Origin of the sequence: Mumia sp. Pv4-285 (assembly GCF_041320275.1) — a bacterium.
In the GTDB taxonomy this organism is placed as follows: domain Bacteria; phylum Actinomycetota; class Actinomycetes; order Propionibacteriales; family Nocardioidaceae; genus Mumia; species Mumia qirimensis.
The window spans coordinates 2862793-2888452 of record NZ_CP162023.1 but is presented as its reverse complement, the minus strand read 5'-3'; the positions used below and the strand labels follow the sequence as shown (position 1 = coordinate 2888452).

Sequence of the window (25660 nt, the reverse complement as noted above, 5' to 3'; positions counted from 1 at the left end):
GGCCTACACGCCCCACGCGTAGGTCTGCTTGCGCAGCCGCAGGTAGACGAACGTCTCGGTCGTCGTCACCTCGGGAAGCGCACGGATCTTGCCGGTGATGAGGTCGAGGAGGTCGTCGTCGCTCTCGCAGACGATCTCGGCGAGCATGTCGAAGCGGCCGGTCGTGATCACGAGGTAGTCGATCTCGGGGATCGCGGCGAGCTTCTCGGCGACCGTGACGATGTCACCGTTCACGCTGATGCCGATCATCGCCTGGCGCGCGAACCCGAGCTCCAGCGGATCGGTGACGGCGACGATCTGGATGACCCCCGCGTCGGTGAGCTTCTGGACGCGCTGGCGCACCGCCGCCTCGGAGAGACCGACCGTCTTGCCGATCGCTGCGTACGAGCGACGGCCGTTGACCTGAAGCTCCGCGATGATGCTCCGCGAGACGTCGTCGAGATTGACGCCGTTCGTGCCCTTGCGCTCGACCATGCGCTCATCCTGCCCGAGTCGAGGGCCACGTGCCGACCGGATGTCACCGCGTGTCGCCTCTCGCGGTTTCACGCTGAACTCCGGGCGCAAATCCTCTGAATTCGTTGCAGTGGAGTAAACAGTCCACGGAATCCCTTGTCAGGGGGTAGTTTTCCGTGTGACGATCCCAGCCAAGTCTTACGCCGCGCGGGTGCCGTGAGGTGCCCCCGGACGAAAAGAGGTCGGACACAGTGGTAGGGCAACCGTGGCAAGGCAGATGAGTCGCCGGACGCTGATCCGTGGTGCGGGAGGGGTGGCCTTCCTCGCGGGCAGCGCAGCCGTGCTTCCGCTCTTCGGCACGCCCGACCGGCAGCAGGACCCGGCGAACTGCGCCGCCAAGGACCTGAGCTCCGACGGTCGGTTGATCGTCTCGAACTGGCCCGAGTACATCGACCAGCCCGAGGACGGCTACGTCACCACCATGGCGGAGTTCGAGAAGGAGACGGGCATCAAGGTCAGCTACACCGCTGACGTGAACGACAACAACGAGTTCTTCGCGAAGGTCGTCAACCAGCTCGGCGCCTGCGAGCCGGTCAACCGCGACATGTTCATGCTCACCGACTGGGCGGCGGCGCGGATGATCCAGATGGGTTGGATCCAGCCGCTGGAGCCGGCGAACGTGCCGAACCTCCACAACAACCTCATCTCGTCGCTCCGTGACCTCTCCTGGGACCCCGACCGCGGCTACTCGGCGCCGTGGCAGGCAGGCCTCACCGGCATCGCCTACAACAAGGCGAAGGTCAAGGAGGTCCGCTCGTTCGACGAGCTGCTGACCCGCAGCGACCTCAAGGGCCGCGTCACGCTGCTCACCGAGATGCGCGACACGATGGGATTCATGCTCCTGAAGAACGGCGCCGACCCGGCCGACTTCAGCGACGACGAGTGGGGTGTCGCGATGGACGACCTCCGCTCGGCGTCGGACGCGGGCCAGATCCGCGCGTTCACCGGCAACGAGTACGTCCAGGACCTCGCGGCCGGCAACATCCTCGCCTGCGAGGCATGGTCGGGCGACGTGCTGGCCGCCGGTGACCCCAACATCGCGTTCGTGGTCCCCGAGGAGGGGCTCATGATCTGGGCCGACAACATGCTCATCCCGAACCAGGCCGAGCACCGCGCCAACGCCGAGAAGTGGGTCGACTACTACTACCGGCCCGACGTCGCCGCGAAGCTCGCCGCGTACGTCAACTACATCTGCCCCGTCCAGGGCGCCCAGGCGGAGATGGAGAAGATCGACCCCGAGCTGGCCGCGGACCCGCTGATCTTCCCCGACGACGAGACCCTCGCCCAGACCCACTCGTTCATGGCCCTCGAGGAGTTCAAGATGCGTGAGTACGAAGGAGACTTTGCCGATGTCACTGGTGGCTGACCACGACTCGTCCACGCAGGACCCGACGGCTTCTGGGCGTGATCTGGAGCTGCGGGCGGTCACCAAGTCGTACGGCGCCTTCACGGCCGTCAAGTCGCTCGACCTGGTCGTCCCGCAGGGCTCGTTCTTCGCCCTGCTCGGCCCGTCCGGCTGCGGCAAGACCACAACCCTGCGGATGGTCGCCGGGCTCGACACGCCGACCGCCGGCACGATCTCGCTGGGCGACCGCGAGATCACCTACGACAAGCCGTACAAGCGGCCGGTCAACACGGTCTTCCAGAGCTATGCGCTGTTCCCGCACCTCGACATCGCCGAGAACGTGGCGTTCGGCCTGAAGCGGCGAGGCGTGAAGGACACCAAGGCCAAGGTCGCCGAGATGCTCGAGCTGGTGGAGCTCACCGGGCAGGGGCAGAAGAAGCCGTTCCAGCTCTCGGGCGGCCAGCAGCAGCGCGTCGCGCTCGCTCGCGCGCTCATCAACAGCCCCGAGGTCCTGCTTCTCGACGAGCCGCTGGGTGCACTCGACCTCAAGCTGCGCCGCGGCATGCAGATCGAGCTCAAGCGCATCCAGACCGAGGTGGGCCTGACCTTCGTCCACGTCACCCACGACCAGGAGGAGGCCATGACGATGGCTGACACGGTCGCGGTGATGAACGGCGGCGTGATCGAGCAGATGGGCGCGCCGGCCGAGCTCTACGACAACCCGGAGACGACCTTCGTCGCCAACTTCCTCGGGCAGTCCAACCTCCTCGCCGGCGACATCCTCGGACCGGACGGCGACGTCGTGAAGGTGTCCGTCCAGGGCACCACGGTGTCGATCCCGAGCCAGCGGTGCCACTCGGAGAGCGGCAAGGGCTGGGTGGGCGTACGCCCGGAGAAGGTCATGATCGCCGAGGTGGGCGGCGAGATCGACGCCCCTGGCAACCGCTTCGAGGGCGGTGTGGTGACCGACGTCAGCTTCGTCGGCGTGAGCACGCAGTACCTCGTACGGATGCCGTGGGGGCAGGAGCTGATGGTCTTCGAGCAGAACACCGGGCGCCGTCCGATCCTGCCCGTCGGCACGCCGGTCGACCTCTCGTGGCGCCCCGAGTACGCGTTCCTCCTCGATGCGAGCCAGGACGCCAAGGCGGGCGTCGAGGACGGGGACGACTGATGACCCACCAGCCGCAGGAGGCCCTCGTCGAGCCGGACGCGGTCGGGCTCGGTCCGTCGGGCGAGGACACCACGCCGCCGCCTCCGGTCAAGACCCGCGGCGGCCGGTTCACGGGTTACTGGCTCATGCTTCCCGGTGCGTTGTGGCTTGCGGTCTTCTTCCTCGTACCGTTCTACTCGTTGATCGCGATGAGCCTGTACGACCCGGAGGGCTCCGCGCTCACCGGTTACGACATGACCTGGCACTTCGCCAACTACGTGGACGCGATCCAGTCGTACTGGCGGCCGCTGCTGCGGTCGTTCTGGTACGCCGCTCTGGCGACCTTGGGCTGCTTCTTCCTCGGCTACGTGCTCGCCTACGCGATCGCGTTCAAGGCGGGTCGTTGGAAGAACCTCATGCTGGTGCTCGTCATCGCACCGTTCTTCACCAGCTTCCTGATCCGGACGCTGTCGTGGAAGCTGATCCTCGCCGACGACGGCTGGATCGTGAACACGCTCCAGGCCTTGCAGATCCTCGGGCCCGACGGTCGGCTCCTCGCGACGTCGTTCGCGGTCGTGATGGGCCTCACGTACAACTTCCTGCCGTTCATGGTGCTGCCGCTGTTCGCGAGCCTGGACAAGATCGACAACCGGCTGATCGAGGCCGCCGGCGACCTGTACGCCTCGCCGGCCCGCGGGTTCTTCAAGGTGACCCTGCCGCTGTCCATGCCGGGTGTCGTCGCAGGCACGCTGCTGACCTTCATCCCGGCGGCCGGCGACTACATCAACTCGGAGCTCCTCGGCAGCCCCAACCAGCGGATGATCGGCAACGTCATCCAGAACCTGTTCACGAACCAGGGCGACTACGCCGCCGCGGGAGCCCTGTCGATGACGCTGATGATCATCATCACCATCGGTGTCGTGCTCTACATCCGGCGCGCAGGGACGGAGGATCTCGTATGAGCCCGCTCCACAAGCTCGGCCGCTGGATCGGCGAGCACCTGGTGCTCGCCCTCGGGCTGCTCGTGCTCGTCTACATGTTCGTTCCGATCGCGATCGTCGCGCTGATGAGCTTCAACGACCCCACGTCGCGCAACGTCTACAAGTTCGACGGCTTCACGCTGCACAACTGGCTGAACCCGTGCGAGCCGGCCGGCATGTGCTCGTCGGTCGTCCGCAGCGTCGAGATCGGTCTCCTCGCGACGCTGGTCGCGACCATCTTGGGGACGCTGGCGGCGTTCGCGCTCGTCCGGCACCGGTTCGCCGGGCGCGGGCCGCTCAACACGCTGATCATCCTGCCGATGGCGGCGCCCGAGATCGTGCTTGGCTCGTCCATGCTGGCGCTGTTCGTGTCGGCAGGCTTCGGCGGCAAGCTGGGCTTCTGGACGATCTTCATCGCACACGTGACGTTCTGCCTGTCGTTCGTGATCATCACCGTGCGGGCGCGGCTGTCCGGCCTGGACGACAACCTCGAGCAGGCGGCGATGGACCTGTACGCGACGGAGAACCAGACGTTCTGGCGGGTCACGTTCCCGCTGGTGTTCCCGGGCATCCTCGGCGCTGCGCTGCTGAGCTTCTCGCTGTCGTTCGACGACTTCATCATCACGAACCTCAACGCGGGCCAGACCGTGACGTTCCCGATGTACGTGTGGGGCGTCGCGCAGCGGGGCATCCCGATGCAGGTCAACGTGATCGGCACGGCGATGTTCCTGATCGCGGTGACGATCGTCCTCGGCAGCGAGCTCGCGCGCCGCCGCCAGGCACGCGCAGCAGTGGCGAGCTTCGTGCGGAACGTCGACGCCGCCTAGCGCCGCACCCGGCTCCGTCTTCCCGTTTGAGGTGTGAACACCTCCTCTGCCGGGATCCCACCTGCTATCCGAGGTGGGGTCCCGGCATTTGGGGTGTGACCACCTCAAACGGAGGTGAGCGGCGGTACGACGAAAGGCCGCCGCCCCCGGGTACCTGGGGACGGCGGCCTTTCGTCGTACGGCTCAGAGCATGTTCTGGCCCTCGGTGATCACGGAGCGCAGGATGCGCTCCATCTCGTCGAAGTGCTCCTGGTCGCAGATCAGCGGGGGAGCGAGCTGCACGACCGGGTCGCCACGGTCGTCGGCGCGGCAGTAGAGGCCCGCGTCGTACAGCGCCTTGGAGAGGAACCCGCGCAGCAGGCGCTCGGACTCGTCGTCGTCGAAGGTCTCCTTGGTCGCCTTGTCCTTGACGAGCTCGATCCCGTAGAAGTAGCCGTCGCCGCGGACGTCGCCCACGATGTCGAGGTCGAGCAGCTTCTCGAGCGTGGAGCGGAAGCCGTCCTGGTTGGCGCGGACGTTCTCGTTGATGCCCTCGCGCTCGAAGATGTCGAGGTTGGTCATCGCGACCGCCGTCGACACCGGGTGCCCGCCGAACGTGTAGCCGTGCAGGAACGACTCCTGGCCCTTCAGGAACGGCTCCATCAGGCGGTCCGAGGCGATCATCGCGCCGAGCGGTGCGTAGCCGGACGTGAGGCCCTTCGCGCACGTGATGATGTCGGGCTGGTAGCCGTAGCGGACGGCGCCGAACATCTCGCCGAGGCGCCCGAACGCGCAGATCACCTCGTCGGAGACCAGCAGGACGTCGTACTCGTCGCAGATCTCACGGACCCGCTGGAAGTATCCGGGCGGAGGAGGGAAGCACCCTCCGGCGTTCTGCACCGGCTCGAGGAACACCGCCGCGACCGTGTCGGGGCCCTCGAACTCGATGGCCTCGGCGATGCGGTCGGCGGCCCAGCGACCGAAGGCCTCCGGGTCGTCGCCGTGCTCGGCCGCGCGGTAGATGTTGGTGTTCGGGACACGGAACGTGCTCGGCACCAGCGGCTCGAACGGTGCCTTCATGTCCGGGATGCCGGTGATGGACAGCGCTCCCTGCGGGGTGCCGTGGTAGGCGATGTTGCGGCTGATGACCTTGTGCTTGGTGGGCTTGCCGGTCAGCTTGAAGTACTGCTTGGCGAGCTTCCAGGCGGACTCGACGGCCTCGCCGCCGCCGGTGGTGAAGAAGACGCGGTTGAGGTCGCCCGGCGCGTACGAGGCGACGCGCTCGGCGAGCTGGATGGCCGGCGGGTGGGCGTACGACCACAGCGGCATGAACGCCAGCTCGCGGGCCTGCTTCGCGGCGGCCTCCGCGAGCTCCTCACGGCCGTGCCCGACCTGCACGACGAACAGGCCGGCGAGACCGTCGAGGTAGCGCTTGCCTGCCGTGTCGAAGAGATATGCACCCTCCCCCTTCGCGATCACAGGCACGTCCGAGGTGTCGTACGTGCTGTGACGCGTGAAGTGCATCCAGAGGTGGTCCTTGGCAGCGCGCTGAAGGTGCGCGTCGTCCCACTGTTCGCTCATGACATCGAGTATCGCTCAGGATCGGGATTCGGGCAAAGGTTTACGTTGGTTGAAGGGCGTAACAGATACGAAATCCGCATTATTTGCCGCTGCTCGCGGTGCGATCCATTGTGGGGTCCGGGCAGGTGTGCCAGATTGAAGCCATGACCGAAACCATCGCGAACTTCGTCAACGGCCAGAAGGTGGCGGCGCAGGACGGCGCCACGTACGACGTGATCGATCCCACGACCGGACAGGTCTACGCGCAGGCCCCGATGTCGCGCGAGGCGGACGTCGACGCGGCGATGACGGCAGCGCAGGACGCCTTCGACAACGGGTGGCGTGACACCACCCCGCGCGAGCGGCAGGCCGCGCTCCTCAAGCTCAACCAGGCCCTCGCCGACCGTGCGGACGACATCGTCGCCGCGGAGGTCCAGGACACCGGCAAGCCGCGCGGCCTCACGGTCAGCGAGGAGCTGCCGATGGTCGACGACGCCCTCACGTTCTTCGCCGGTGCCGCGCGCGTGCTCGAGGGCCGCGCTGCCGGCGAGTACATGGCCGGGCACACCTCGATGATCCGTCGCGAGCCGATCGGTGTCGTCGCCCAGGTGACCCCGTGGAACTACCCCCTCCTGATGGGCATCTGGAAGATCGCCCCCGCGCTCGCCGCCGGCAACACGATCGTGCTCAAGCCGAGCGACACGACGCCAGCCTCGACGGCACTGCTCGCCGAGATCGCGGCCGACATCCTTCCCCCGGGCGTCCTCAACGTCCTCTGCGGCGACCGTGACACCGGACGCGCGCTCGTGGCGCACCGGATCCCGGCGATGGTGGCCATCACCGGCTCCGTCCGTGCCGGCATGGAGGTGGCGCGGTCGGCCTCCGAGGACGTCAAGCGCGTCCACCTCGAGCTCGGCGGCAAGGCTCCTGTGGTCGTGTTCGACGACGCTGACATCGCGGCAGCGGCCGAGGCGATCGCGGTCGGCGGCTACTTCAACGCCGGCCAGGACTGCACTGCCGCGACACGCGTGCTCGCCTCGCCCCGGGTCTACGCCGACTTCGTCGACGCGATCTCCGAGCAGGCGAAGAGCCTCAAGACGGGCCTCCCCGACGACGAGGACGTGATGTACGGACCGGTCAACAGCGCCAACCAGCTCGAGCGGGTCAGCGGGTTCGTCGACCGCATCCCGAGTCACGCGAAGGTGTCCGCCGGCGGGTCGCGTCCCGGGGGAGACCTCGCCAACGGCTACTTCTTCGAGCCCACGGTGCTCAGCGACCTCAAGCAGGACGACGAGGCCATCCAGAACGAGATCTTCGGCCCCGTCATCACGGTCCAGCCGTTCACCGACGAGGACGAGGCCGTGCGTTGGGCCAACGGCGTGCCGTACGGCCTGGCGTCGTCGGTGTGGACCAAGGACCACGGCCGCGCGATGCGGATGGCGAAGCGGCTCGACTTCGGGTGCGTGTGGATCAACACCCACATCCCGCTGGTGGCGGAGATGCCGCACGGTGGCTTCAAGCACTCCGGCTACGGCAAGGACCTGTCGATGTACGGGCTCGAGGACTACACCCGCGTCAAGCACGTCATGAGCAACATCGAGGCCTGACCTCCAACGAAGGGTGTCGGGCGGCCCCGAGGCGTCAGATCAGGCCGGCGTCGTGGGCCGCGATCGCGACCTGGACGCGGTTCGCGGCGTCGAGCTTGGTCAGGATGCGCGACACGTGAGCCTTCACCGTCGCGACGCTCATGTGCAGGTCGGCCGCGATCTCGGCGTTCGACAGGCCGTGGCCGACGGCGACGGCGACCTCGAGCTCACGCTCGCTGAGCACGGCGATGCGGGTCCGGGCGTCGGTGTCGCCGTCGCCGGAGTCGCGCACGCGGCGGATCAGCTGCTCGGTGACGCTCGGCGACAGCATCGGGTCGCCTGCGGCGACCTTGCGGACCGCGTCGACGAGGACATCCGGCGGTGTGTCCTTGAGCAGGAAGCCGCTGGCGCCGTGCCGCAGTGCCCGCAGGACGTAGTCGTCGGCATCGAAGGTCGTCAGCACCACGACCTGTGGGGATCCTGGGAGACGCTGCAGCTCCGCGGTCGCCGAGAGGCCGTCCATCCGGGGCATCCGGATGTCCATGAGCACGACGTCGACCTGCGTCGTACGGAGGACCGCGAGCGCCTCGGCTCCGTCACCGGCCTCGGCGACCACGGCGATGTCGTCCGCGCCGCCGAGGATCAGGCGGAGGCCGGCACGGACGAGAGCGTCGTCGTCGACGAGGGCGACCCGGATCATGTCGGCCACGGTAGTGCCAGCGTCAGCACGAACTCGTCACCGCTGACCCGGTGGCTCAGGGTGCCGCCGACGAGACCGGCTCGCTCCGTGAGCCCGACCAGGCCGAGCCCGGACGTCGGCAGAGCCTGCGGCGAGGTGCCGACGCGCAGCGGGTTGCGTGCCTCGACGACGATGCCGTCGCCGGACTCCCCGCGCATGGTCACCGAGACCATCGTGTCGGGGGCGTGCTTGTGGGCGTTGGTGAGGGCTTCCTGGACGACGCGGTACGCCGTACGACCCATCCGCTCGGGCGGGCCCAGGGGAGTCAGGTCGTCGGTGAGCGCGACGCGCATCCCGGCCGAGCGTGCACCGTTCACCAGGTCGGGCACGTCGCGCCACGACGGCTGGGGCCGGTCGGCCGGGTCGAGCTCGGCGCCGCGCAGGATGCCGAGGACCTCCCGCAGGTCGGTGAGCGCGAGGTGGGCGTTGTCGCGGATGACCTCGGCGGCGTCGTGGACCTCGTCGGGCGGCAGGTCGGTGCGGTACGCGAGGGCGCCCGCGTGCATCGCCACCATCGAGATGCGGTGGGCGAGCACGTCGTGCATCTCGCGGGCGATCCGGGCGCGCTCGGCGATCCGGGCCTGCGAGACGCGGCCGGCCTGCTCGGCCTCGGCGACGCGGGCGCGCTCGCGGAGCGTGTAGAGCAGCTCGCGGCGCGACCCGACGTACATGCCGACCGCGAACAGGGTGATCATCATGAGGATGCTGAGGGCGAGCACGATCTGCCACTCGTCGGCGCGCAGGGTCGGGTCGATGAAGACGACCGCCGCCGTCTGCACGAGCACGAGCGAGCCGACGCCGATGACCTCGGGCCAGCGACGACGGGTCGCGAGGGAGACGACGGCCAGCGCCGCCGGGCCGGCGGCGGTGAAGGAGAACGCGGCGATCACCGTGGTGGCGGCGGCCACCGCCACCGGGTGGCGCCGCCGCTGCGTCACCAGACCGAAGGCGACGAGTCCGCCGGCGATGTCCAGCCAGAACCACAACGGCGCGTGCTGCGCCTGCCACTCGGCGACCCCTGCCAACCAGACGACGGCGCTGATCAGGACCACGACGGAGTAGCGCCACAACTGGCTCGGCCAGCGCAGCGGCGGCTGGTACGCCGCGGGGTCCACCTCGTTCACGGCTCCAGCCTAGGCAGTCGGAGACCTTCGGCGTACCGGTCGATGGTCGACCGCCTGTCGGCCCACCCCCTACTTTCGGCTAGCCAGGAGCAGCCCATGGGCCGATGCGTGCGGCCTGTCGCAGCGCGATGCTGGAGGCATGATCCAGGTCCAGAACCTTTCGAAGAGGTACGGCGACCACCTCGCGGTGGACGACATCACCTTCACGTGCCGCCCTGGCACCGTCACGGGCTTCCTCGGCCCGAACGGCGCCGGCAAGTCCACGACGCTGCGGATGCTCACCAGCCTGACCATCCCCACATCCGGGTCCGCGACGATCGGCGGGCACCGCTACAGCGACATTCCCAACCCGGGAGCGCAGATCGGCGTCCTTCTCGACGCGTCCGCGCAGCACAACGGCCGCACCGGCCGCGAGGTCCTCACCATCGCCGCTCAGACGATGGGTCTGGACCGCCAGCGTGTCGACGAGATGCTCGACCTCGTCGGGCTGTCGCCGAAGGAGGCCAAGCGTCGGGTCGGCAACTACTCGCTCGGCATGCGCCAGCGTCTCGGCATCGCGTCGTCGCTGCTCGCCGACCCGCAGGTGTTGATCCTCGACGAGCCCGCGAACGGTCTCGACCCGGCCGGCATCCACTGGATGCGGCAGCTGCTGCGCCACTACGCCGACCGAGGGGGCACCGTCCTTCTCTCGTCGCACCTGCTGCACGAGATCGAGGTCATCGCCGACGAGATCATCGTCATCGGCAACGGTCAGATCGTGGCTCAGGGCAGCAAGGAAGAGCTGCTCGCAGGGGCGGGCACCTTCGTCCGTGCGCTCGAGCCGGACGAGCTCGCGCGGGCCCTCTCGGTCGCTGGCATCCACGTCACTCCGGCGACGGCCGACGGCTTCAGCACCGACGCCGACCCCGCCGACGTCGGCAAGGCGGCCGCCGCCGCCGGTGTCGCACTCATCGAGCTGCGGCCCGGTGACCGCGCCGGCCTCGAGGACCTTTTCCTCCAGCTCACCGCGGGCAACCAGCGCGATGCGCTCGCACCCGCCCCCGCTCCGGGCTTCGGTCCGGCCGTCCAGCAAGGAGGCCAGGCATGACCGCCCTCGCCCCGGAGGTCGGCATCGACCTCAACCGTCCCCGCGTCCCCTTCACCCGGCTGGTCGCTGTCGAGCTGCGCAAGCTCGCCGACACCCGCGCCGGCAAGTGGCTGCTGGGCGCGATCGCCGCGATCAGCGTGCTCGTCATGGTGATCATGCTCTGGGTGGTCCTCGCCAACGACATCTCCGTGTCGTTCAAGGACTTCCTCATCGCGATGAGCGTCCCGATGGGCGTCCTGCTGCCGGTGCTCGGGGTGCTGTCGGTGACCAGCGAGTGGTCGCAGCGCACCGCCCTCGTCACGTTCACGCTCGAGCCGCACCGTGGTCGCGTGCTCGCGGCGAAGGTCGTCGTCGGACTGATCGTCGCTCTCTTCGCCGTGATCGTGGCGGCGATCGCGGCAGCGTTCGGCAACGTCATCGCCGGTGCCGCGTCGGACGCGACCGTCTGGAACGTCAACCTCCTCGAGCTGCTCGGCTTCTACGCGATGCAGGCGCTCGGGATCCTGATGGGCCTCACGTTCGGTGCGCTGCTGCTCAGCTCGCCGGCTGCGATCGTCGTCTACTTCGCGTGGGCCTTCGTCATCCCGACGATCTTCCAGGTCGCCGCGGCGTTCATCGGCTGGTTCGAGGACCTGCTGCCGTGGATCGACTTCGCGACCGCCCAGATGCCGCTGTTCGACGGCGGCTGGACCGGCGAGAAGTGGGCCCAGCTGGCGGTGTCCGGCACGATCTGGCTGATCATCCCGTTCCTCATCGGGGCGCGTCGCGTCCTTCGGAGCGAGATCAAGTAGCGGCACCCGACCGCGTACTCCCCACGACGACGTCGCGGCGGCGGCACCTGAGACACTGGCCTCATGGTGCAACCCCGCGACGTCGTCGTGCTCGGATCGACCGGCTCGATCGGGACGCAGGCGCTCGACATCGTCGCCGCCAACCCTGACCGCTTCCGGGTCGTCGGCATCGCTGCCGGAGGCAGCGATCCCGTGCTCCTCGCGCAGCAGGCGATCGCGCACGAGGTCGAGGTGGTCGCGGTCGCGCAGGGCACGGCTGCGCAGGACGTCCAGCTCGCGCTGTACGCCGAGGCGCAGCGCCGTGGCTACGCGGAGGGTCAGCACCGCCTCCCGCGGATCCTCGCCGGCCCACGAGCGGCCACCGAGCTGGCGGCCACCCGGTGCGACGTCGTCCTCAACGGCATCACGGGCGCCGTCGGACTCGGCCCCACGATCGCGGCGCTCGAGGCGGGGACGACCTTGGCGCTCGCCAACAAGGAGTCGCTGATCATCGGGGGGCCCGTGGTGACGGCGCTGGCGCGGCCCGGCCAGATCGTCCCGGTCGACTCCGAGCACTCGGCGATCGCCCAGGCGCTGCGGGGCGGCACCGCGGCCGAGGTGCGCCGGCTCGTGCTCACGGCGAGCGGTGGCCCGTTCCGTGGTCGTACCCGCTCGGAGCTGGGCGACGTGACTCCCGACCAGGCGCTGGCCCACCCCAACTTCGCGATGGGCCGGGTCATCACGATCAACTCGGCGACGCTGGTCAACAAGGGCCTCGAGGTGATCGAGGCGCACCTGCTGTTCGACGTCCCGATGGACCGGGTCGACGTCGTGGTCCACCCGCAGCAGATGATCCACTCGATGGTCGAGTTCGTGGACGGGTCCACCCTCGCCCAGGCGTCGCTGCCGTCGATGCTGATCCCGATCGCCCTCGGCCTCGGCTGGCCGGACCGCGTGCCTGATGCGGGCCCCGGCTGCGACTGGACCCGGGCGTCGTCCTGGGACTTCGCCCCGCTCGACGACGAGGCGTTCCCCGCGGTGCGCCTGGCCCACGAGGCCGGCGCGTTCGGGCGTACGGCGCCGGCGGTCTACAACGCCTCCAACGAGGAGTGCGTGGCCGCCTTCCTTGACGGGAACCTGCCGTTCCTCGCGATCGTCGACACCGTGGGCGCGGTTCTGGCCGAGCACCTCACCGACCCCGGCGTACGCTCGGCCTCGGGGCCCTTGACCGCTGCTGACGTGCTCGCCGCCGACGCCGCAGCGCGCGAGCGGGCCCAGGAACTGATGGCGGGAGCTCCCCGGAAGGCACAGGAGGCACGATGACGACAGCGTTGCTGTACGCCCTCGGTGCCGTCGTCCTGCTGGTCGGGCTCGCGATCTCGATCGCGCTGCACGAGGTCGGCCACATGTATCCCGCGAAGAAGTTCGGCGCGAAGGTCACCCAGTACTTCGTCGGCTTCGGCCGCACGCTGTGGTCCACGAAGCGCGGTGAGACCGAGTACGGCGTCAAGGCGTTCCCGCTCGGCGGCTTCGTCAAGATCCAGGGGATGCTCCCGCCGAACCCCGGCGACGAGCCCAGCGTCGTCCGCAAGTCCAACACCGGCATGCTGACGCAGCTCGCCTTCGACGCGCGCTCCGCCGAGTACGAGCACGTCGCGCCGGAGGACGAGCCGCGCCTGTTCTACCGCCTGGTCTGGTGGAAGAAGGCGATCGTGATGGCGGGCGGTCCCGCCGTGAACCTCGCCATCGCGTTTGTCCTGTTCGCCGCGGTCTTCCTGACGATCGGCGCGAGCATGGCGACGACGACCGTCGCCGTGGTCTCGGACTGCGCGATCCCGTCCGCGGAGGCCGGCCGCAAGTGCGCCGCAGACGACCCGGTCGCTCCCGCCAAGCAGGCGGACCTGCAGCCGGGCGACACGATCATGTCGTTCAACGGCACCGAGGTCACAAGCTGGGACCAGCTGTCGCGCGCGATCCGCGCCAACGGTGACGCGCCCGCCACGATCGGCTACGAGCGTGACGGTTCCTCGGAGTCGGTCACCGTCAACACGTCCGTCGAGGCGCGCACCTCGCTGGACGATCCCGACAAGGTCGAGAACGTCGGTTTCCTGGGCGTCGCGCCGACACGTGGCTACGAGCGTCAGGACGTCGGGTTCGTCTTCACGACGATGGGCGACATGACGGTCCAGACGATCAAGGCGATCGGCTCGCTGCCGGAGAAGATGGTCGAGGTGACCAAGGCGGCGTTCGGCGCCGAGCGCGGGCAGGACACGCCGATGAGCCCCGTCGGCGCGAGCCGTGTCGCCGGTGAGATCACCTCCGACGACGAGACGACCGTGACCGACAAGGTCTACAGCGTCACGTTGATGCTCGCGAGCCTCAACCTGTTCGTCGGGCTCTTCAACCTGATCCCGCTGCTCCCGCTCGACGGCGGCCACATCGCCGGCGCCCTGTGGGAGGGCATCCGCAACGGGTGGGCCCGACTGCGTCGCCGTCCGATCCCTGGCCCGGTCGACGTGGCGACGATGCTTCCCGTCGCGTACGCCGTGGGTGCCGTCCTCTTGGTGATGGGCGTCATCCTGGTCTATGTCGACATCGTGAACCCCGTACGCCTCAGCTGAGGCCCGACGCACCGCACCCGAGACCGATCCGCTTCAAGGAGAGTCGTACCCGCATGGACGTCAACCTGGGCATGCCGGCCGCCCCGCCGCCGGTTCTCCGACCCCGTCGACCCAGCCGCAAGATCAAGGTCGGCAAGGTCGAGGTGGGCGGCGACGCGCCCGTCTCCGTGCAGTCGATGACGACGACCCCGACGGTCGACGTCAACGCGACCCTCCAGCAGATCGCCGAGCTCACCGCCGCCGGCTGCGACATCGTGCGCGTCGCGTGCCCGAGCCAGGACGATGCGGAGGCGCTGCCCGACATCGCCCGCAAGTCGCAGATCCCGGTGATCGCCGACATCCACTTCCAGCCGAAGTACGTCTTCGCCGCGATCGAGGCCGGTTGTGCCGCCGTCCGCGTGAACCCGGGCAACATCCGCAAGTTCGACGACCAGGTCAAGGAGATCGCGCAGGCCGCGAAGGACCACGGCACGTCGATCCGGATCGGTGTCAACGCGGGCTCGCTCGACAAGCGCCTCCTCGAGAAGTACGGCAAGCCGACCCCGGAGGCACTCGTCGAGTCGGCCGTCTGGGAGGCGTCGCTGTTCGAGGAGCACGGCTTCCACGACTTCAAGATCTCGGTGAAGCACAACGACCCGGTCGTGATGGTGCGGGCGTACGAGCTCCTCGCCGAGAAGGGCGACTGGCCGCTGCACCTCGGTGTCACCGAGGCCGGTCCGGCGTTCCAGGGCACGATCAAGTCCGCCACCGCGTTCGGTGCGCTGCTGAGCCAGGGCATCGGTGACACGATCCGGGTCTCGCTGTCCGCGCCCCCGGTCGAGGAGGTCAAGGTCGGCATCCAGATCCTCCAGTCGCTCAACCTCCGGCCCCGCAAGCTCGAGATCGTGTCGTGCCCGTCGTGCGGCCGCGCGCAGGTCGACGTCTACACGCTGGCCGAGGAGGTCACCGCCGGGCTCGAAGGCATGGAGGTGCCGCTGCGCGTCGCCGTGATGGGCTGCGTCGTCAACGGGCCGGGGGAGGCCCGCGAGGCCGATCTCGGTGTCGCCTCGGGCAACGGCAAGGGTCAGATCTTCGTCAAGGGCGAGGTCATCAAGACCGTGCCCGAGTCGAAGATCGTCGAGACCCTCATCGAAGAGGCGATGCGGATCGCCGAGGACATGGAGCCAGTCGACGGCGCGTCGCCGTCGGTCGCCGTCTCCTGACCCGCGCCAGCACTCACTCCCCGACGGGGCCGGCCGCGATCTCGGTGACGATGTCGAGGTGGCCGACGTGCCGCGCGTACTCCTGCAGAAGGTGCAGCAGGATCCACGCGAGATTCGGCGGACTCTCCTGGAAACGTCCACCGAGCGCGGCGACGTCCAGAAGGTCGGCCCCTGCGACGATCTCGCGCGACCGCTCGGCCTGAGCGAGGAACCGCCCTCGAAGCACCGCGTACGTCTCGTCGTCGGCGACGTACCACTCCTCGGTGCCGTGGAGCGTGTCTCCCCAAGGGTCGGCGACCGGCTCCGCGAGGAAGCCCCACTCCAGCCAACGACGCTCGACGTACGTGAGGTGCTTGAGCAGGCCGAGCGGGGTCCAGCGCGACGGGACACGGCTGCGGGCGCGCTCCTCGTCCGGTACGGCGTCGAGCTTGCGGAGGAGGGCGTTGCGGACGTGGTCGAGCTGGCCCGCGAGCAGGGCCTGAGGGTCGCGGACGTCCCGCGGCGGCTCCCCGAGCTGAGGGATGGTCATGGGCCCGAGCGTACGTCCGCGGTCGGCCGTGGCTCTCGTCGAGCCGGACGGATAGGCTCGACCTCACCGACGGCGGGAGGAGGCCCGGTGCTCAGCACGGCAGCAGGCGTCCGCGTCCTGCGCGAGGACGATCTCCCCGCGCTGCAGGTGCTGATCGACCGCGACCCGATCGTCAACCTCTTCGTCGACCACCGAGCCGCCAGCACCCGGCTCGCCCCGCGCTGGCTCGGCGGTGAGATGTGGGGCTACTTCGAGGACGACGCGCTGATCTCCGCCTGCCACGTCGCGGCCAACATGGTGCCGGTCGCGGCGACTGAGGGCGCCGTGGCGGCCTTCGCCGAGCGCGCGCGACTCACCGGCCGTCTCTCCTCGTCGATCGTCGGGCCTCGCGTCGCCGCGGTCGGGCTCTGGGAGCGGCTCGAGGAGCCGTGGGGCCCCGCCCGTTCGCTGCGCCTGAACCAGCCCTTCCTCCAGATCGCCGACGCGCCCCTCGTCGCGCCGGACCCGAGGCTTCGGGCCGTCCTCATGGACGAGGTGGACATCCTCTATCCCGCGAGCGTCGCGATGTTCGAGGAGGAGGTCGGTGAGAGTCCCGAGCTTCCCGGCCGCAACAGCTACCGCGCACGGGTCACGCAGCTCGTCGCGCGCGGCTGGGCGTACGCGATCATCGAGGACGGCGAGGTCCTCTTCAAGGCCGAGGTCGGCTCGGCCTCGACGAAGGGCTGCCAGATCCAGGGCGTGTACGTCGCTCCGCACCTTCGCGGCAGCGGTCTCGGGACCGCGGGGATGGCCGCGGTCGTGGAGCGCGCACGCCGCGAGGTGGCGCCGGTGGTCTCGCTGTACGTGAACGACTACAACCATGCCGCCCGGACCGTGTACGAACGCGTCGGCTTCGTCCAGACCGAGACGTTCGCGTCGGTCCTGTTCTGAGGAGGCTCCGTGCTCCGTGGTGCGATTCTCGGACTCGTGGTCGTCATGGCGCTCGGCGCCGGGTTGGCGTCGCCCGCCGAGGCTGCCGTACGCCGCGTCGACGACCCGCGCGGCGATGCGTTGTCGGCGCTCGACGTCTCCGCCGTGACGGTCCGCAATGCCAGGACACGTGTCACGGTGACCTTGCGAGTTCCGCGGCTCGAGCGTCGCAGAGTCGGCGGAGTCACCGTCTTCGTCCGGCGCAAGGCCCCAGGCCGCCCCGAGTACGCCGTCTCGAAGGTACGCCGCGGCGACGGCTGGCGGACCACCTGGCAGGAGTTCGGCGCCAGCCGGCTGGTGTGCAAGGGCCTACGGGTCCGGCTGCGCGAACGCCGCGTCGTCGTCTCGATCCCGCAGCGGTGCCTCGGCGACAACCGGTCGGCCGTCCGGGTCCAGGCGTCGGTCTTCACCCGCGCGTACCTCCGCGGCAACGTCCCCGACGAGGTGATCCTCGATCCCAAGCCCGGTCCGTCGCTCCCCATCGACGGGGTGCCGACGGTCCGCGGAGCCCGCATGACACCCTGGGTCGCACACCGCTGACGTTGGAGGACCCATGGCCCGACCTGCCCGTGACGTGACCGCGCTCGCCGCCCTCCTCGGAGTCGCCGGTGTCGCCCACTTCGTACGGCCGCGACCGTTCGAGCGGATCGTCCCGAAGGCGCTGCCGGCCAAGCGTGAGCTGGTCTACGCGAGCGGAGTCGCCGAGCTGGTGTGTGCGGCCGGGCTGGTCCACCCGAAGACGCGGAAGGCCGCCGGCTACCTGTCGACCGCGCTGCTGGTCGCGGTCTTCCCGGCCAACGTGCAGATGGCCGCGGACGTCTCCCGCAGCCGTCGGGCGTCGACGGCGTACAAGGTCGGGACGATCGCTCGCCTGCCGCTCCAGCTGCCTCTGATCCGGATCTCGTGGAGGGCGACCCGCGACCTGGGCTAGGATGCGGCGACCCGCCCCGACCCCCGGGGGCGATCCGCAGGAGCACCCCCATGATCCGTCCCATCCGGACCCTTGCCGTCGGCGCCGCCGCCGTCGCACTCGTGGTCGGCGTCAGCGCATCGCCGGCCGCTGCCAAGACCCGCACCTTCACCGACAAGAGTGACGACGCCGTCGCCGCCCTCGACATCACCAAGGTGAAGGTCAAGAACAAGAAGCACGTCGTCGTGATCAGGGCCAGCGTCCCCGGCCTCGACAAGGCCAAGGTCGGCGGCGTCTCTGTCGGCATCCGTACGAAGGCGAAGGGGCGCCCCGAGTACGCGCTCAGCAAGGTCCGCGCGGAAGGGCGGTGGATGCCGGTGACGTTCATGGACCTGAAGTCGGAGGACATCATGGTGTCGTGCAAGGGTGACCGGATCTCGTTCGGCAAGAAGTCCGTCACTGTCCGCATCCCGCAGCGGTGCCTCGGCGCGAACAAGAAGGCGGTCCGGGTCGGTGTCGCTCTCTTCGGCCGCGACCTGGACGAGGTCATGATCGATGAAGAGCCGACATCGGGTCCGGATGCGCAGTTCGACGTCTACCCCACGATCGCGTCGAACCGGCTCTCGCCGTGGGTGCGCTACCGATGAGGCGCACCCTCCGCGCCCTCGCCGTCGGCGCCGCCGCCGTGGCGCTCGTGGTCGGCGCCACCGCGTCGCCGGCCAGCGCCAAGACCCGTACGTTCACCGACAAGGCTGGCGACGCCCTGCCCGCCCTCGACATCACCAAGGTCAAGGTCAAGAACAAGAAGCACGTCGTCGTCGTCCGCCTCTCGGTGCCAGGTCTGCAGCGGTCGAAGCTCGGGTTCGTCGTGATCGCAGTCCGGACCAAGACCAAGGGCCGCCCCGAGTACGCGTCGATGAAGCTGCGCTTTGACGGCACTGGCTGGACGCCGCTTTCGTTGTCCGGCGATGAGCTCGACGACGTCCGCTGCAAGGGCGACCGCATGACGTTCGGCAAGCGCTCCGTCACGGTTCGCATCCCGCAGCGCTGCCTCGGCGGCAACACGAGGTCCGTGAAGGTCGGTGCCGCGCTCGCTGCCCGCGACTGGCTGGAAAAGGGCGAACCGGAGCCGGAGCCCGGTCCCGACGCCTGGGGCGACGCGTACCCGTCGATCACGTCCGAGAAGCTCTCGCCCTGGGTGCGCTACCGATGAACTGCGCCACGCGGGTTCTTGTGACGGGGGCAGCGGCAGTCGCCGCGCTCGCCGCCACAGCACCTGCCACGGCAGCTCCGTCGGGGCGTGATGTCACCAAGGTCGAGGTCACCAACAACAAGCGGACCGTCGTCGTACGCCTCTCTGTGCCTGATCTCGACAGGGCGGCGCTCGATCGTGTCGCGGTCGAGCTGAAGCCGCGCAGGCAGCGGGAGACCTTCACGGTGGGCCGGTTCCGGTTCGACGGCCGATGGGGCGGTGTCGTGCTCGTCCAGGAGAACGCCGGGGCTGTCGTCCGCTGCAAGGGCGACCGCGTGAGGATCCGGCCGCACTACATCACGGTCCGCGTCCCGAAGCGCTGCCTCGGCGGCGGAGGACGAGCCGTACGCGTCCGCGAAGCGCAGATCGGCTACCGCTGAGCCTGCCGTGACCGGCCGTTAGGCTGAGCACCGCACGTTCCGTCAGTGACATCCCGTCCTGAACCCGTCGTCCGAACCAGGAGTACGCCCGTGGTCACCCGCATGTCTCGTCTCTTCCTCCGCACGCTTCGCGAGGACCCGGCGGACGCGGAGGTGCCGTCGCACCGGCTCCTGGTCCGCGCCGGCTACGTCCGTCGCGCTGCACCCGGCATCTACTCGTGGCTGCCGCTGGGGCTGCGGGTGCTGCGCAAGATCGAGACGGTCGTCCGCGAGGAGATGGATCGGATGGGCGCGCAGGAGGTCTCGTTCCCCGCGCTGCTCCCCAAGGAGCCGTACGAGGCGACCGGGCGCTGGGTGGAGTACGGCGACAACATCTTCCGGCTCCAGGACCGCCGTGGCACCGACATGCTGCTCGGACCTACGCACGAGGAGATGTTCACCCTCCTCGTCAAGGACCTCTACTCGTCCTACAAGGACCTGCCGCTGTCGATCTACCAGATCCAGACCAAGTACCGCGACGAAGCACGGCCGCGCGCAGGCCTGCTGCGCGGCCGCGAGTTCATCATGAAGGACTCCTACTCCTTCGATGTGACCGACGACGGCCTGCGACGCTCGTACGCCGACCACCGTGACGCCTACATCCGGATCTTCGACCGGCTCGGCCTCGACTACGTCATCGTGCAGGCAGTGTCCGGTGCGATGGGCGGCTCGGCAAGCGAGGAGTTCCTCGCGACGGCGGCCAACGGCGAGGACACCTACGTACGCTCTCCCGGCGGCTACGCGGCCAACGTCGAGGCGGTCACCACGGTCGCACCGGCACCGCTCGACGACGCCGCGATCGCTGCGCTGCCTCCCGCCCATGTCGAGGAGACCCCCGACACCCCGACGATCGAGACGCTGGTCGCGCTGGCCAACGAGCGGTTCCCTCGTGCGGACCGTCCCTGGACCGCCGCAGACACGCTGAAGAACGTCGTGGTGTGGGTGCGCCAGCCCGACGGCACCCGCGAGGTGCTCGTCGTCGGCATCCCGGGCGACCGCGAGGTCGACCTGAAGCGTCTCGAGGCGCAGCTGGCACCCGGCGAGATCGAGCCCTTCGAGGAGGGTGACTTCGCGAAGCACCCGGCCCTCGTGCGCGGCTACATCGGCCCCGAGGCGCTGGGGGAGGAGTCGGACTCCGGCATCCGCTTCCTCACCGACCCGCGGGTGGTCGCAGGGTCGGCCTGGTTGACCGGCGCCAACCAGCCCGGCAAGCACGTGTTCGACCTCGTCTGCGGACGCGACTTCACCCCGGACGGCACGATCGAGGCCGCCGAGGTACGCCCTGGCGACCCCGCTCCCGACGGCTCCGGCCCGTTGGAGCTGGCGCGCGGCATCGAGATGGGCCACGTCTTCCAGCTCGGCCGCAAGTACGCCGACGCGCTCGGCCTCCAGGTGCTCGACGCGAACGGCAAGCTGGTCACGGTCACGATGGGTTCGTACGGCGTCGGAGTGTCGCGTGCCGTCGCCGCCATCGTCGAGAACAGCCACGACGAGGCGGGCATCGTGTGGCCGGCCGAGGTGGCGCCGTACGACGTGCACCTGGTCGCGACCGGCAAGGACGCCGAGATCTTCGACGCGGCGGCGAACCTGGCCGAGGAGCTCGAGGCGGCCGGCGTCGAGGTGCTGTACGACGACCGTCCGAAGGTCTCGCCCGGTGTGAAGTTCAAGGACGCCGAGCTGATCGGGGTCCCCACGATCGTGGTCGTCGGGCGCGGTCTTGCCGAGGGTGTCGTCGAGGTCAAGGACCGCAAGACCGGCGTGCGCGAGAACGTCCCGCTCGACGACGTCGTCGCGCAGCTCGCCGCACGCTGACCCGCCCGTCAACTTTGCGTTGGCCCCAACGCAGAGCTGCCGCCCCACCGGAACTTTCCGGTGGGGGAGCACCTCTGCGTGGGGCCCCACGCAGAGTGGTCAGAACAGGACGAGCGGGTTGACCCGGTCGAGGACCAGCATCTCGGCGATCGTCCCGTCACGGCGTACGGTCCCGGCACGCTCGCGCCCGCACACCTCGAACCCGCACGCGAGCGCGACGTCGAGCGACGCATGGTTGTCCTCGTCGATGCGGACGTACGCCCGCAGCGCGCCGAGGCCGCCGAGGTCCCGGGGCGTGAAGGCGTGCTCGACCAGCAGGTCGACCGCGTCGCGGGCGTAGCCGTGCCCGCGGGCGTCCGGGTGCAGCCAGTAGCCGATCTCGGCACCGAAGTCCGAACGGTGCGGGATGCCGACGGCGCCGAGCAGCTCGTCCGTCACGGAGTCCACCAAGGCCCACGCGAACGACGTGCCGTCCGCGGCGGCGTCGAGCGTCGAGAGGCGGAAGGTCTCGGCGTCCTGGCGCTCGTACGGCGACGGGAACGACGGCATCCATCGTTGGACCGCCTCGTCGTTGCCGCCCTCCACCACGCGAGCGTCGTCGGTGACGTCGAACGGGCGCGCCGTGACCCGCTCACCGCGCAGCGTCGGCAGCGACCACCAGAGCGTCTGAGGCTCGCGGGCACCGTCGCGGTGCAGGGTGCCGACCCACCCGTCGGCGTAGGAGCCACGGTCGACCAGCCAATGGCGCACCGTCCCCCCGAACGTGAAACCGGTCCGCCACACCAGCTTGCGCGACGCCCAGTTGCCCTGAGCCGCCCACCAGAGCACGGTGTGGAGCCCGAGCGTCTGGAACCCGTGGTCGAGGAGCATGCGGAGCGCGGTCTCCATGACGCCGCGTCCCCGGTACGCCGGATGCGCGACGAACCCCACGCTCGCGCGCGCGGCTCCCTCGTCCCGCAGCGTCACGGTGCCGGCGTAGCGCGGTCGTCCGTCGGGGCCCGGAGCCTCGACGGCGAACGCGTGCTCCGTGCCGCCGCGCCAGCCGGCCGGCACCATCTCGGTGACGAAGCCCGTCCCCATCGCCGCGTCGTACCCCAGCGGGATCGTCGTCCACCGCAGCGTCAGCATGTCGCGGCACTGCACGACGAGGTCGTCCACGTCGTCGAGACGGTGGGGGCGGAGTCGGACGTCACCGTCGGAGAGCACCGGCACGTCGTCGGGGAAGCGGACGGAGTCGAACGGCACGGGCGTCACTCCGTGCCGGGCAGCGCCGTCGGGTCGCCGCCCCATGCGAGCAGCGCCGTCGCCGAGTCGGTGGCCGCGTCGCAGGCGTACGTGCGCGTCACACCGGACGTCGTCCCGACGACGGCCAGCCAGCTGCCCACGAGCGCGGACTCGATCTGCTGGGCGAGCCGCCGGGCGTCGGCGGCGGCGTCGACCGTGCCGGTCTCGTAGGCGGGCGCCGGCTCGACCGGTGTCTGCTCGTCCCGGGTGAGGGTGGCGATCAGGTCGTCGCGCCGCTTGAGGTGGACCGCGTACGACGCCGTCGCCTGGCGCTGCATCGCGGAGCCCGGCTCGAGCCTGCCGGCCACGAAGCCGTACGCATAGACCGCGCCGTGCTCGCCCGCGAGCGCGTTCTGGAGAGCGTCGGTGGGGTCGGTCTCGACAGCGTCCGGATCGTCGTCGTGCGTCCTCACGTCGCGGCCCTCGTGGTCCGGAGGACGACGACGTCCTGGGCGTATCCGGCGCTGAGCGACGCAAGCAGGCGGGCGACACCCTGGTCGGTCGCCGCGACGCAGTCCTCGCGCCGCGCGGACTGTGCGGCGCGGCTGCGAGCGCCCAGGTCGCGGAGGGCGGCAGCGGGACGCGCTGGTACGCCGGGTGTCGCGGTCGGCTCCGACGTGACCGAGGGTGCCGACGTCGCCCTGGTCGGCTCGCCGAGGGCGTGGTCGAGCGCGGCGAGGCGCTCCTCCGACCGGAGGATCAGCGGAGCGAGCGCGGCGGCGAGGGCGGCGTGCGTCATCGAGGTCGCGCGCTCGGCGTCGAGCAGCTCTGCCTGCTGGTCGCGCGCGGCGGTGAGGAGACCGTGGTCGGGGTGGACCTCAGCGGCCGGGTCCTCCGGGGTCCGGTCGAGCCACGAGCACCCGGACACTGCGGCGAGCGCGAGGAGTCCGCCACCGACGAGCAGCGGACGCCGGCCGACGCCGGGCGGGCGGTGCTGCGGTCCGAGGCTCACGGGCCGAACCTATCGGAGCGGTCGCCGCCCGTCGCACTCGTGCCGCCGGTGCGCGCTCGGCACGAGCCCCTAGACTGGGATCGACGATCCAAGCACCACCGCGGTCACCACGCTCGCGGCACAACAGAAGACGGAGGCGCGCCCCATGGCTACGACACCGGTCCCCGACAGCCTCCAAGCGTTGTTGGACGAGATCGCCACCTCCCACGGCATGGACCTCGATGCCGTCGAGCTCACGAACGGCCGGATCCTCCGTGTCGTGCTCGATGCCGAGGGTGGTCTGACGCTCGACGACGTCGCCGAGGTGACGCGTTCCGTGTCCGACGCGCTGGACGCCGACGACTCGCTCGGCCCGGACCCGTACACGCTCGAGGTCGGCTCACGCGGCACCAGCCGCCCCCTGACGCTGCCGCGGCACTGGTCGCGCAACATCGGCCGTCTCGTGAAGGTGACGCCGCTCGAAGGCCAGACCTTCACCGGCCGCATCGTCTCCGCCGACGATGCGGGCGCGGTGCTTCGCACCGACACTGGTGAACGAACGGTCGCGTACGCCGAGGTGAAGAAGGCGAAGATCGAGCCCGAGCTCAATCGGAAGGACGTCTGATGGACATCGACATGGCGGTGCTCCGCACGCTGGAGCACGAGAAGGACCTGCCGCTGGACGTCGTCGTGACGGCGATCGAGCAAGCGCTCCTCGTCGCTTACCACCGGACGCCGGGCGCGCGCAGCAGCTCGCGGGTGGAGCTCGACCGCAAGTCCGGGCACGTCGTCGTCTGGGCTCGCGACCGCGTCGAGAGCGAGGAAGGCGGCTTCACGCTGACCGAGGAGTTCGACGACACCCCGAGCGACTTCGGCCGGATCGCGGCGACCACGGCGAAGCAGATCATCCTGCAGCGTCTTCGCGACGCCGAGGACGAGCAGCGCTTCGGCGAGTTCTCGGCCCGCGAGGGCGACATCGTCTCCGGCGTCGTCCAGCAGGGCCGCGAGCCGGGAGACGTCCTCGTCGACCTCGGCCGCGTCGAGGCGCTGCTCCCGATGGCCGAGCGGGTGCCGGGGGAGTCGTACGTCCACGGCGACCGCATCAAGGCGTTCGTGACGAGCGTGCGCCGCGGCCCTCGTGGGCTGCAGGTCCAGGTGTCCCGTACGCACCCCAACCTCGTCAAGAAGCTGTTCGCGCTGGAGGTTCCCGAGATCGCCGACGGCACGGTCGAGATCTCCGGCATCGCACGTGAGGCAGGTCATCGCACCAAGATCGCGGTCCGCTCCACCCAAGCGGGCGTCAACGCCAAGGGCGCCTCGATCGGTCCCATGGGCCAGCGGGTGCGCAACGTGATGTCGGAGCTGCACGGCGAGAAGATCGACATCGTCGACTACTCCGAGGATCCCGCCGACTACATCGCGCACGCGTTGTCGCCTGCCCAGGTGACATCCGTCACGGTCGTCGACGCGGAAGCGAAGGCGGCGAGGGTCGTCGTGCCCGACTTCCAGCTCTCGCTCGCGATCGGCAAGGAGGGCCAGAATGCCCGTCTCGCCGCTCGACTGACGGGGTGGCGGATCGACATCCGGCCGGACACGGAGGTCGTCGAGGACGCTTCGAAGGCCTGAGATCGGCCGCCGGGGCGGGCCGGACGACAGTCCCAGGGTCGACCCGCTAGACTGAACGACGGTGAATCACTCGTCCCCGTCCGGTGGTGCGTCGTCAGACGCAGTCCCGGAGATCCCGGTCCGTGTGCGGCCTGTCCGTACGTGCATCGGGTGTCGAGCTCGAGTCGACAGAGCCGATCTGGTTCGTGTCGTGGCGGTCCACGGCGGGACGGTCACGATCGTCACGCCGGATCTCCGTGGCTCGGCACCGGGCCGAGGAGCGCACCTGCACCTCGATCCCATGTGCCTCGAACGAGCGACACAGCGCAAGGCGTTCGCACGGGCCCTCCGGGTGGAGGGACCGCTCGACACCGAGCAGGTGGAAGCACTCGTCCGAGGATCGACCAGAAAGACGCAACCGGCACCGCTCACAGGCGGTGCATAGACAGAAGTGGAGCAGACGCTC

Annotated in this window: 28 protein-coding genes; 20 read left to right on the top strand and 8 right to left on the bottom strand. The window is 69.7% G+C overall.

Annotated features, from left to right (window positions below; translation table 11 throughout):
- Positions 1–3: 3 nt before the first annotated feature.
- Positions 4–474 (bottom strand): Lrp/AsnC family transcriptional regulator, encoded by a 471-nt coding sequence (locus tag AB3M34_RS13920; RefSeq protein ID WP_370614729.1) that lies wholly within the window; start codon positions 472–474, stop codon positions 4–6.
- Between the two features lie 256 nt (positions 475–730).
- Between AB3M34_RS13920 and AB3M34_RS13915 the strand changes: the two genes are divergently transcribed.
- The 4 genes from AB3M34_RS13915 to AB3M34_RS13900 are packed head-to-tail and all read left to right on the top strand — an operon-like array spanning position 731 to position 4815.
- The gene (locus AB3M34_RS13915) at positions 731–1879 is read left to right on the top strand and encodes an ABC transporter substrate-binding protein (RefSeq protein WP_370614727.1); all 1149 of its coding nucleotides are present in this window, start codon (positions 731–733) and stop codon (positions 1877–1879) included.
- A complete protein-coding gene (locus AB3M34_RS13910; RefSeq protein ID WP_370614725.1) occupies positions 1863–3029 on the top strand; it encodes an ABC transporter ATP-binding protein in 1167 nt (388 codons plus the stop codon). Before AB3M34_RS13915 ends, AB3M34_RS13910 begins: the two co-directional genes overlap by 17 nt.
- A complete protein-coding gene (locus AB3M34_RS13905; protein WP_370614724.1) occupies positions 3029–3970 on the top strand; it encodes an ABC transporter permease in 942 nt (313 codons plus the stop codon). Before AB3M34_RS13910 ends, AB3M34_RS13905 begins: the two co-directional genes overlap by 1 nt.
- Positions 3967–4815, top strand: coding sequence for an ABC transporter permease (locus tag AB3M34_RS13900; RefSeq protein WP_370614722.1), 849 nt, complete (start codon positions 3967–3969; stop codon positions 4813–4815). Before AB3M34_RS13905 ends, AB3M34_RS13900 begins: the two co-directional genes overlap by 4 nt.
- Before the next feature lie 183 nt (positions 4816–4998).
- Here AB3M34_RS13900 and AB3M34_RS13895 read toward each other — a convergent pair whose 3' ends face one another.
- Positions 4999–6375 (bottom strand): aspartate aminotransferase family protein, encoded by a 1377-nt coding sequence (locus tag AB3M34_RS13895; protein WP_370614721.1) that lies wholly within the window; start codon positions 6373–6375, stop codon positions 4999–5001.
- 143 nt (positions 6376–6518) lie between these two features.
- On the opposite strand from AB3M34_RS13895, the gene AB3M34_RS13890 reads away from it, so the two are divergent.
- Complete coding sequence (locus tag AB3M34_RS13890; RefSeq protein WP_370614719.1) at positions 6519–7961, top strand: gamma-aminobutyraldehyde dehydrogenase; 1443 nt, start codon at positions 6519–6521, stop codon at positions 7959–7961.
- A 34-nt stretch (positions 7962–7995) separates the two neighbouring features.
- Here the strand turns inward: AB3M34_RS13890 and AB3M34_RS13885 are convergent, their stop codons facing one another.
- Entirely contained in the window at positions 7996–8640 is a 645-nt protein-coding gene (locus AB3M34_RS13885) for a response regulator transcription factor (protein WP_370614718.1), read from the bottom strand.
- Positions 8637–9803: a sensor histidine kinase gene (locus AB3M34_RS13880; RefSeq protein ID WP_370614716.1), complete on the bottom strand. Its 1167-nt coding sequence runs from the start codon at positions 9801–9803 to the stop codon at positions 8637–8639. The genes AB3M34_RS13885 and AB3M34_RS13880 overlap by 4 nt, the downstream gene beginning before the upstream one ends.
- A gap of 139 nt (positions 9804–9942) precedes the next feature.
- Between AB3M34_RS13880 and AB3M34_RS13875 the strand changes: the two genes are divergently transcribed.
- The 5 genes from AB3M34_RS13875 to ispG all read left to right on the top strand — a co-directional run bounded on the left by AB3M34_RS13875 (position 9943) and on the right by ispG (position 15483).
- Positions 9943–10890: an ABC transporter ATP-binding protein gene (locus AB3M34_RS13875; protein WP_370614714.1), complete on the top strand. Its 948-nt coding sequence runs from the start codon at positions 9943–9945 to the stop codon at positions 10888–10890.
- Entirely contained in the window at positions 10887–11681 is a 795-nt protein-coding gene (locus AB3M34_RS13870; RefSeq protein WP_370614713.1) for an ABC transporter permease, read from the top strand. The genes AB3M34_RS13875 and AB3M34_RS13870 overlap by 4 nt, the downstream gene beginning before the upstream one ends.
- Positions 11682–11744: 63 nt before the next feature.
- Positions 11745–12983: a 1-deoxy-D-xylulose-5-phosphate reductoisomerase gene (gene dxr / locus AB3M34_RS13865; RefSeq protein ID WP_370614712.1), complete on the top strand. Its 1239-nt coding sequence runs from the start codon at positions 11745–11747 to the stop codon at positions 12981–12983.
- Positions 12980–14281 (top strand): M50 family metallopeptidase, encoded by a 1302-nt coding sequence (locus tag AB3M34_RS13860; RefSeq protein WP_370614710.1) that lies wholly within the window; start codon positions 12980–12982, stop codon positions 14279–14281. The genes dxr and AB3M34_RS13860 overlap by 4 nt, the downstream gene beginning before the upstream one ends.
- 53 nt (positions 14282–14334) lie before the next feature.
- Complete coding sequence (gene ispG / locus AB3M34_RS13855) at positions 14335–15483, top strand: flavodoxin-dependent (E)-4-hydroxy-3-methylbut-2-enyl-diphosphate synthase (RefSeq protein WP_370614709.1); 1149 nt, start codon at positions 14335–14337, stop codon at positions 15481–15483.
- Positions 15484–15496: 13 nt separating this feature from the next.
- Here the strand turns inward: ispG and AB3M34_RS13850 are convergent, their stop codons facing one another.
- Positions 15497–16012 (bottom strand): DinB family protein, encoded by a 516-nt coding sequence (locus tag AB3M34_RS13850; protein WP_370614708.1) that lies wholly within the window; start codon positions 16010–16012, stop codon positions 15497–15499.
- A gap of 87 nt (positions 16013–16099) precedes the next feature.
- Here AB3M34_RS13850 and AB3M34_RS13845 point away from each other — a divergent pair, with 87 nt between their 5' ends.
- The 7 genes from AB3M34_RS13845 (at position 16100) to AB3M34_RS13815 (ending at position 21374) form a co-directional block, all read left to right on the top strand.
- Positions 16100–16942 (top strand): GNAT family N-acetyltransferase, encoded by an 843-nt coding sequence (locus AB3M34_RS13845; protein ID WP_370614707.1) that lies wholly within the window; start codon positions 16100–16102, stop codon positions 16940–16942.
- Positions 16943–16951: 9 nt separating this feature from the next.
- Positions 16952–17521 carry a hypothetical protein gene (locus AB3M34_RS13840; protein ID WP_370614705.1) on the top strand — a complete coding sequence of 190 codons (570 nt, stop codon included), beginning with the start codon at positions 16952–16954 and terminating at the stop codon, positions 17519–17521.
- Positions 17522–17534: 13 nt separating this feature from the next.
- Positions 17535–17912 carry a DoxX family protein gene (locus tag AB3M34_RS13835; RefSeq protein WP_370614703.1) on the top strand — a complete coding sequence of 126 codons (378 nt, stop codon included), beginning with the start codon at positions 17535–17537 and terminating at the stop codon, positions 17910–17912.
- A 50-nt stretch (positions 17913–17962) separates the two neighbouring features.
- Complete coding sequence (locus AB3M34_RS13830) at positions 17963–18538, top strand: hypothetical protein (protein WP_370614702.1); 576 nt, start codon at positions 17963–17965, stop codon at positions 18536–18538.
- Positions 18535–19104 (top strand): hypothetical protein, encoded by a 570-nt coding sequence (locus AB3M34_RS13825; protein WP_370614700.1) that lies wholly within the window; start codon positions 18535–18537, stop codon positions 19102–19104. Before AB3M34_RS13830 ends, AB3M34_RS13825 begins: the two co-directional genes overlap by 4 nt.
- Positions 19101–19523, top strand: coding sequence for a hypothetical protein (locus tag AB3M34_RS13820; protein ID WP_370614698.1), 423 nt, complete (start codon positions 19101–19103; stop codon positions 19521–19523). The genes AB3M34_RS13825 and AB3M34_RS13820 overlap by 4 nt, the downstream gene beginning before the upstream one ends.
- A gap of 90 nt (positions 19524–19613) precedes the next feature.
- Entirely contained in the window at positions 19614–21374 is a 1761-nt protein-coding gene (locus tag AB3M34_RS13815; RefSeq protein ID WP_370614697.1) for a proline--tRNA ligase, read from the top strand.
- A gap of 99 nt (positions 21375–21473) precedes the next feature.
- Here the strand turns inward: AB3M34_RS13815 and AB3M34_RS13810 are convergent, their stop codons facing one another.
- From AB3M34_RS13810 to AB3M34_RS13800, 3 genes are read right to left on the bottom strand one after another with little or no spacing between them, the layout of a single operon-like run.
- Positions 21474–22619, bottom strand: coding sequence for a GNAT family N-acetyltransferase (locus tag AB3M34_RS13810; RefSeq protein WP_370614696.1), 1146 nt, complete (start codon positions 22617–22619; stop codon positions 21474–21476).
- Between the two features lie 5 nt (positions 22620–22624).
- Positions 22625–23071: a ferritin-like domain-containing protein gene (locus AB3M34_RS13805; RefSeq protein ID WP_370614694.1), complete on the bottom strand. Its 447-nt coding sequence runs from the start codon at positions 23069–23071 to the stop codon at positions 22625–22627.
- Positions 23068–23610 (bottom strand): hypothetical protein, encoded by a 543-nt coding sequence (locus AB3M34_RS13800; RefSeq protein WP_370614692.1) that lies wholly within the window; start codon positions 23608–23610, stop codon positions 23068–23070. The genes AB3M34_RS13805 and AB3M34_RS13800 overlap by 4 nt, the downstream gene beginning before the upstream one ends.
- A 145-nt stretch (positions 23611–23755) precedes the next feature.
- Here AB3M34_RS13800 and rimP point away from each other — a divergent pair, with 145 nt between their 5' ends.
- The 3 genes from rimP (at position 23756) to AB3M34_RS13785 (ending at position 25639) form a co-directional block, all read left to right on the top strand.
- Entirely contained in the window at positions 23756–24214 is a 459-nt protein-coding gene (rimP, locus tag AB3M34_RS13795; protein ID WP_370614690.1) for a ribosome maturation factor RimP, read from the top strand.
- Positions 24214–25215 carry a transcription termination factor NusA gene (gene nusA / locus AB3M34_RS13790; RefSeq protein WP_370614688.1) on the top strand — a complete coding sequence of 334 codons (1002 nt, stop codon included), beginning with the start codon at positions 24214–24216 and terminating at the stop codon, positions 25213–25215. The genes rimP and nusA overlap by 1 nt, the downstream gene beginning before the upstream one ends.
- 61 nt (positions 25216–25276) lie before the next feature.
- The gene (locus tag AB3M34_RS13785) at positions 25277–25639 is read left to right on the top strand and encodes a YlxR family protein (RefSeq protein WP_370614686.1); all 363 of its coding nucleotides are present in this window, start codon (positions 25277–25279) and stop codon (positions 25637–25639) included.
- Positions 25640–25660 lie beyond the last annotated feature (21 nt).

Coding starts and splice junctions, on each gene's coding strand:
- AB3M34_RS13920 (WP_370614729.1), bottom strand. CDS start 474: ATGGTCGAGCGCAAGGGCACGAACGGCGTCAATCTCGACGACGTCTCG.
- AB3M34_RS13915 (WP_370614727.1), top strand. CDS start 731: ATGAGTCGCCGGACGCTGATCCGTGGTGCGGGAGGGGTGGCCTTCCTC.
- AB3M34_RS13910 (WP_370614725.1), top strand. CDS start 1,863: ATGTCACTGGTGGCTGACCACGACTCGTCCACGCAGGACCCGACGGCT.
- AB3M34_RS13905 (WP_370614724.1), top strand. CDS start 3,029: ATGACCCACCAGCCGCAGGAGGCCCTCGTCGAGCCGGACGCGGTCGGG.
- AB3M34_RS13900 (WP_370614722.1), top strand. CDS start 3,967: ATGAGCCCGCTCCACAAGCTCGGCCGCTGGATCGGCGAGCACCTGGTG.
- AB3M34_RS13895 (WP_370614721.1), bottom strand. CDS start 6,375: ATGAGCGAACAGTGGGACGACGCGCACCTTCAGCGCGCTGCCAAGGAC.
- AB3M34_RS13890 (WP_370614719.1), top strand. CDS start 6,519: ATGACCGAAACCATCGCGAACTTCGTCAACGGCCAGAAGGTGGCGGCG.
- AB3M34_RS13885 (WP_370614718.1), bottom strand. CDS start 8,640: ATGATCCGGGTCGCCCTCGTCGACGACGACGCTCTCGTCCGTGCCGGC.
- AB3M34_RS13875 (WP_370614714.1), top strand. CDS start 9,943: ATGATCCAGGTCCAGAACCTTTCGAAGAGGTACGGCGACCACCTCGCG.
- AB3M34_RS13870 (WP_370614713.1), top strand. CDS start 10,887: ATGACCGCCCTCGCCCCGGAGGTCGGCATCGACCTCAACCGTCCCCGC.
- dxr (WP_370614712.1), top strand. CDS start 11,745: ATGGTGCAACCCCGCGACGTCGTCGTGCTCGGATCGACCGGCTCGATC.
- AB3M34_RS13860 (WP_370614710.1), top strand. CDS start 12,980: ATGACGACAGCGTTGCTGTACGCCCTCGGTGCCGTCGTCCTGCTGGTC.
- ispG (WP_370614709.1), top strand. CDS start 14,335: ATGGACGTCAACCTGGGCATGCCGGCCGCCCCGCCGCCGGTTCTCCGA.
- AB3M34_RS13850 (WP_370614708.1), bottom strand. CDS start 16,012: ATGACCATCCCTCAGCTCGGGGAGCCGCCGCGGGACGTCCGCGACCCT.
- AB3M34_RS13835 (WP_370614703.1), top strand. CDS start 17,535: ATGGCCCGACCTGCCCGTGACGTGACCGCGCTCGCCGCCCTCCTCGGA.
- AB3M34_RS13830 (WP_370614702.1), top strand. CDS start 17,963: ATGATCCGTCCCATCCGGACCCTTGCCGTCGGCGCCGCCGCCGTCGCA.
- AB3M34_RS13825 (WP_370614700.1), top strand. CDS start 18,535: ATGAGGCGCACCCTCCGCGCCCTCGCCGTCGGCGCCGCCGCCGTGGCG.
- AB3M34_RS13820 (WP_370614698.1), top strand. CDS start 19,101: ATGAACTGCGCCACGCGGGTTCTTGTGACGGGGGCAGCGGCAGTCGCC.
- rimP (WP_370614690.1), top strand. CDS start 23,756: ATGGCTACGACACCGGTCCCCGACAGCCTCCAAGCGTTGTTGGACGAG.
- nusA (WP_370614688.1), top strand. CDS start 24,214: ATGGACATCGACATGGCGGTGCTCCGCACGCTGGAGCACGAGAAGGAC.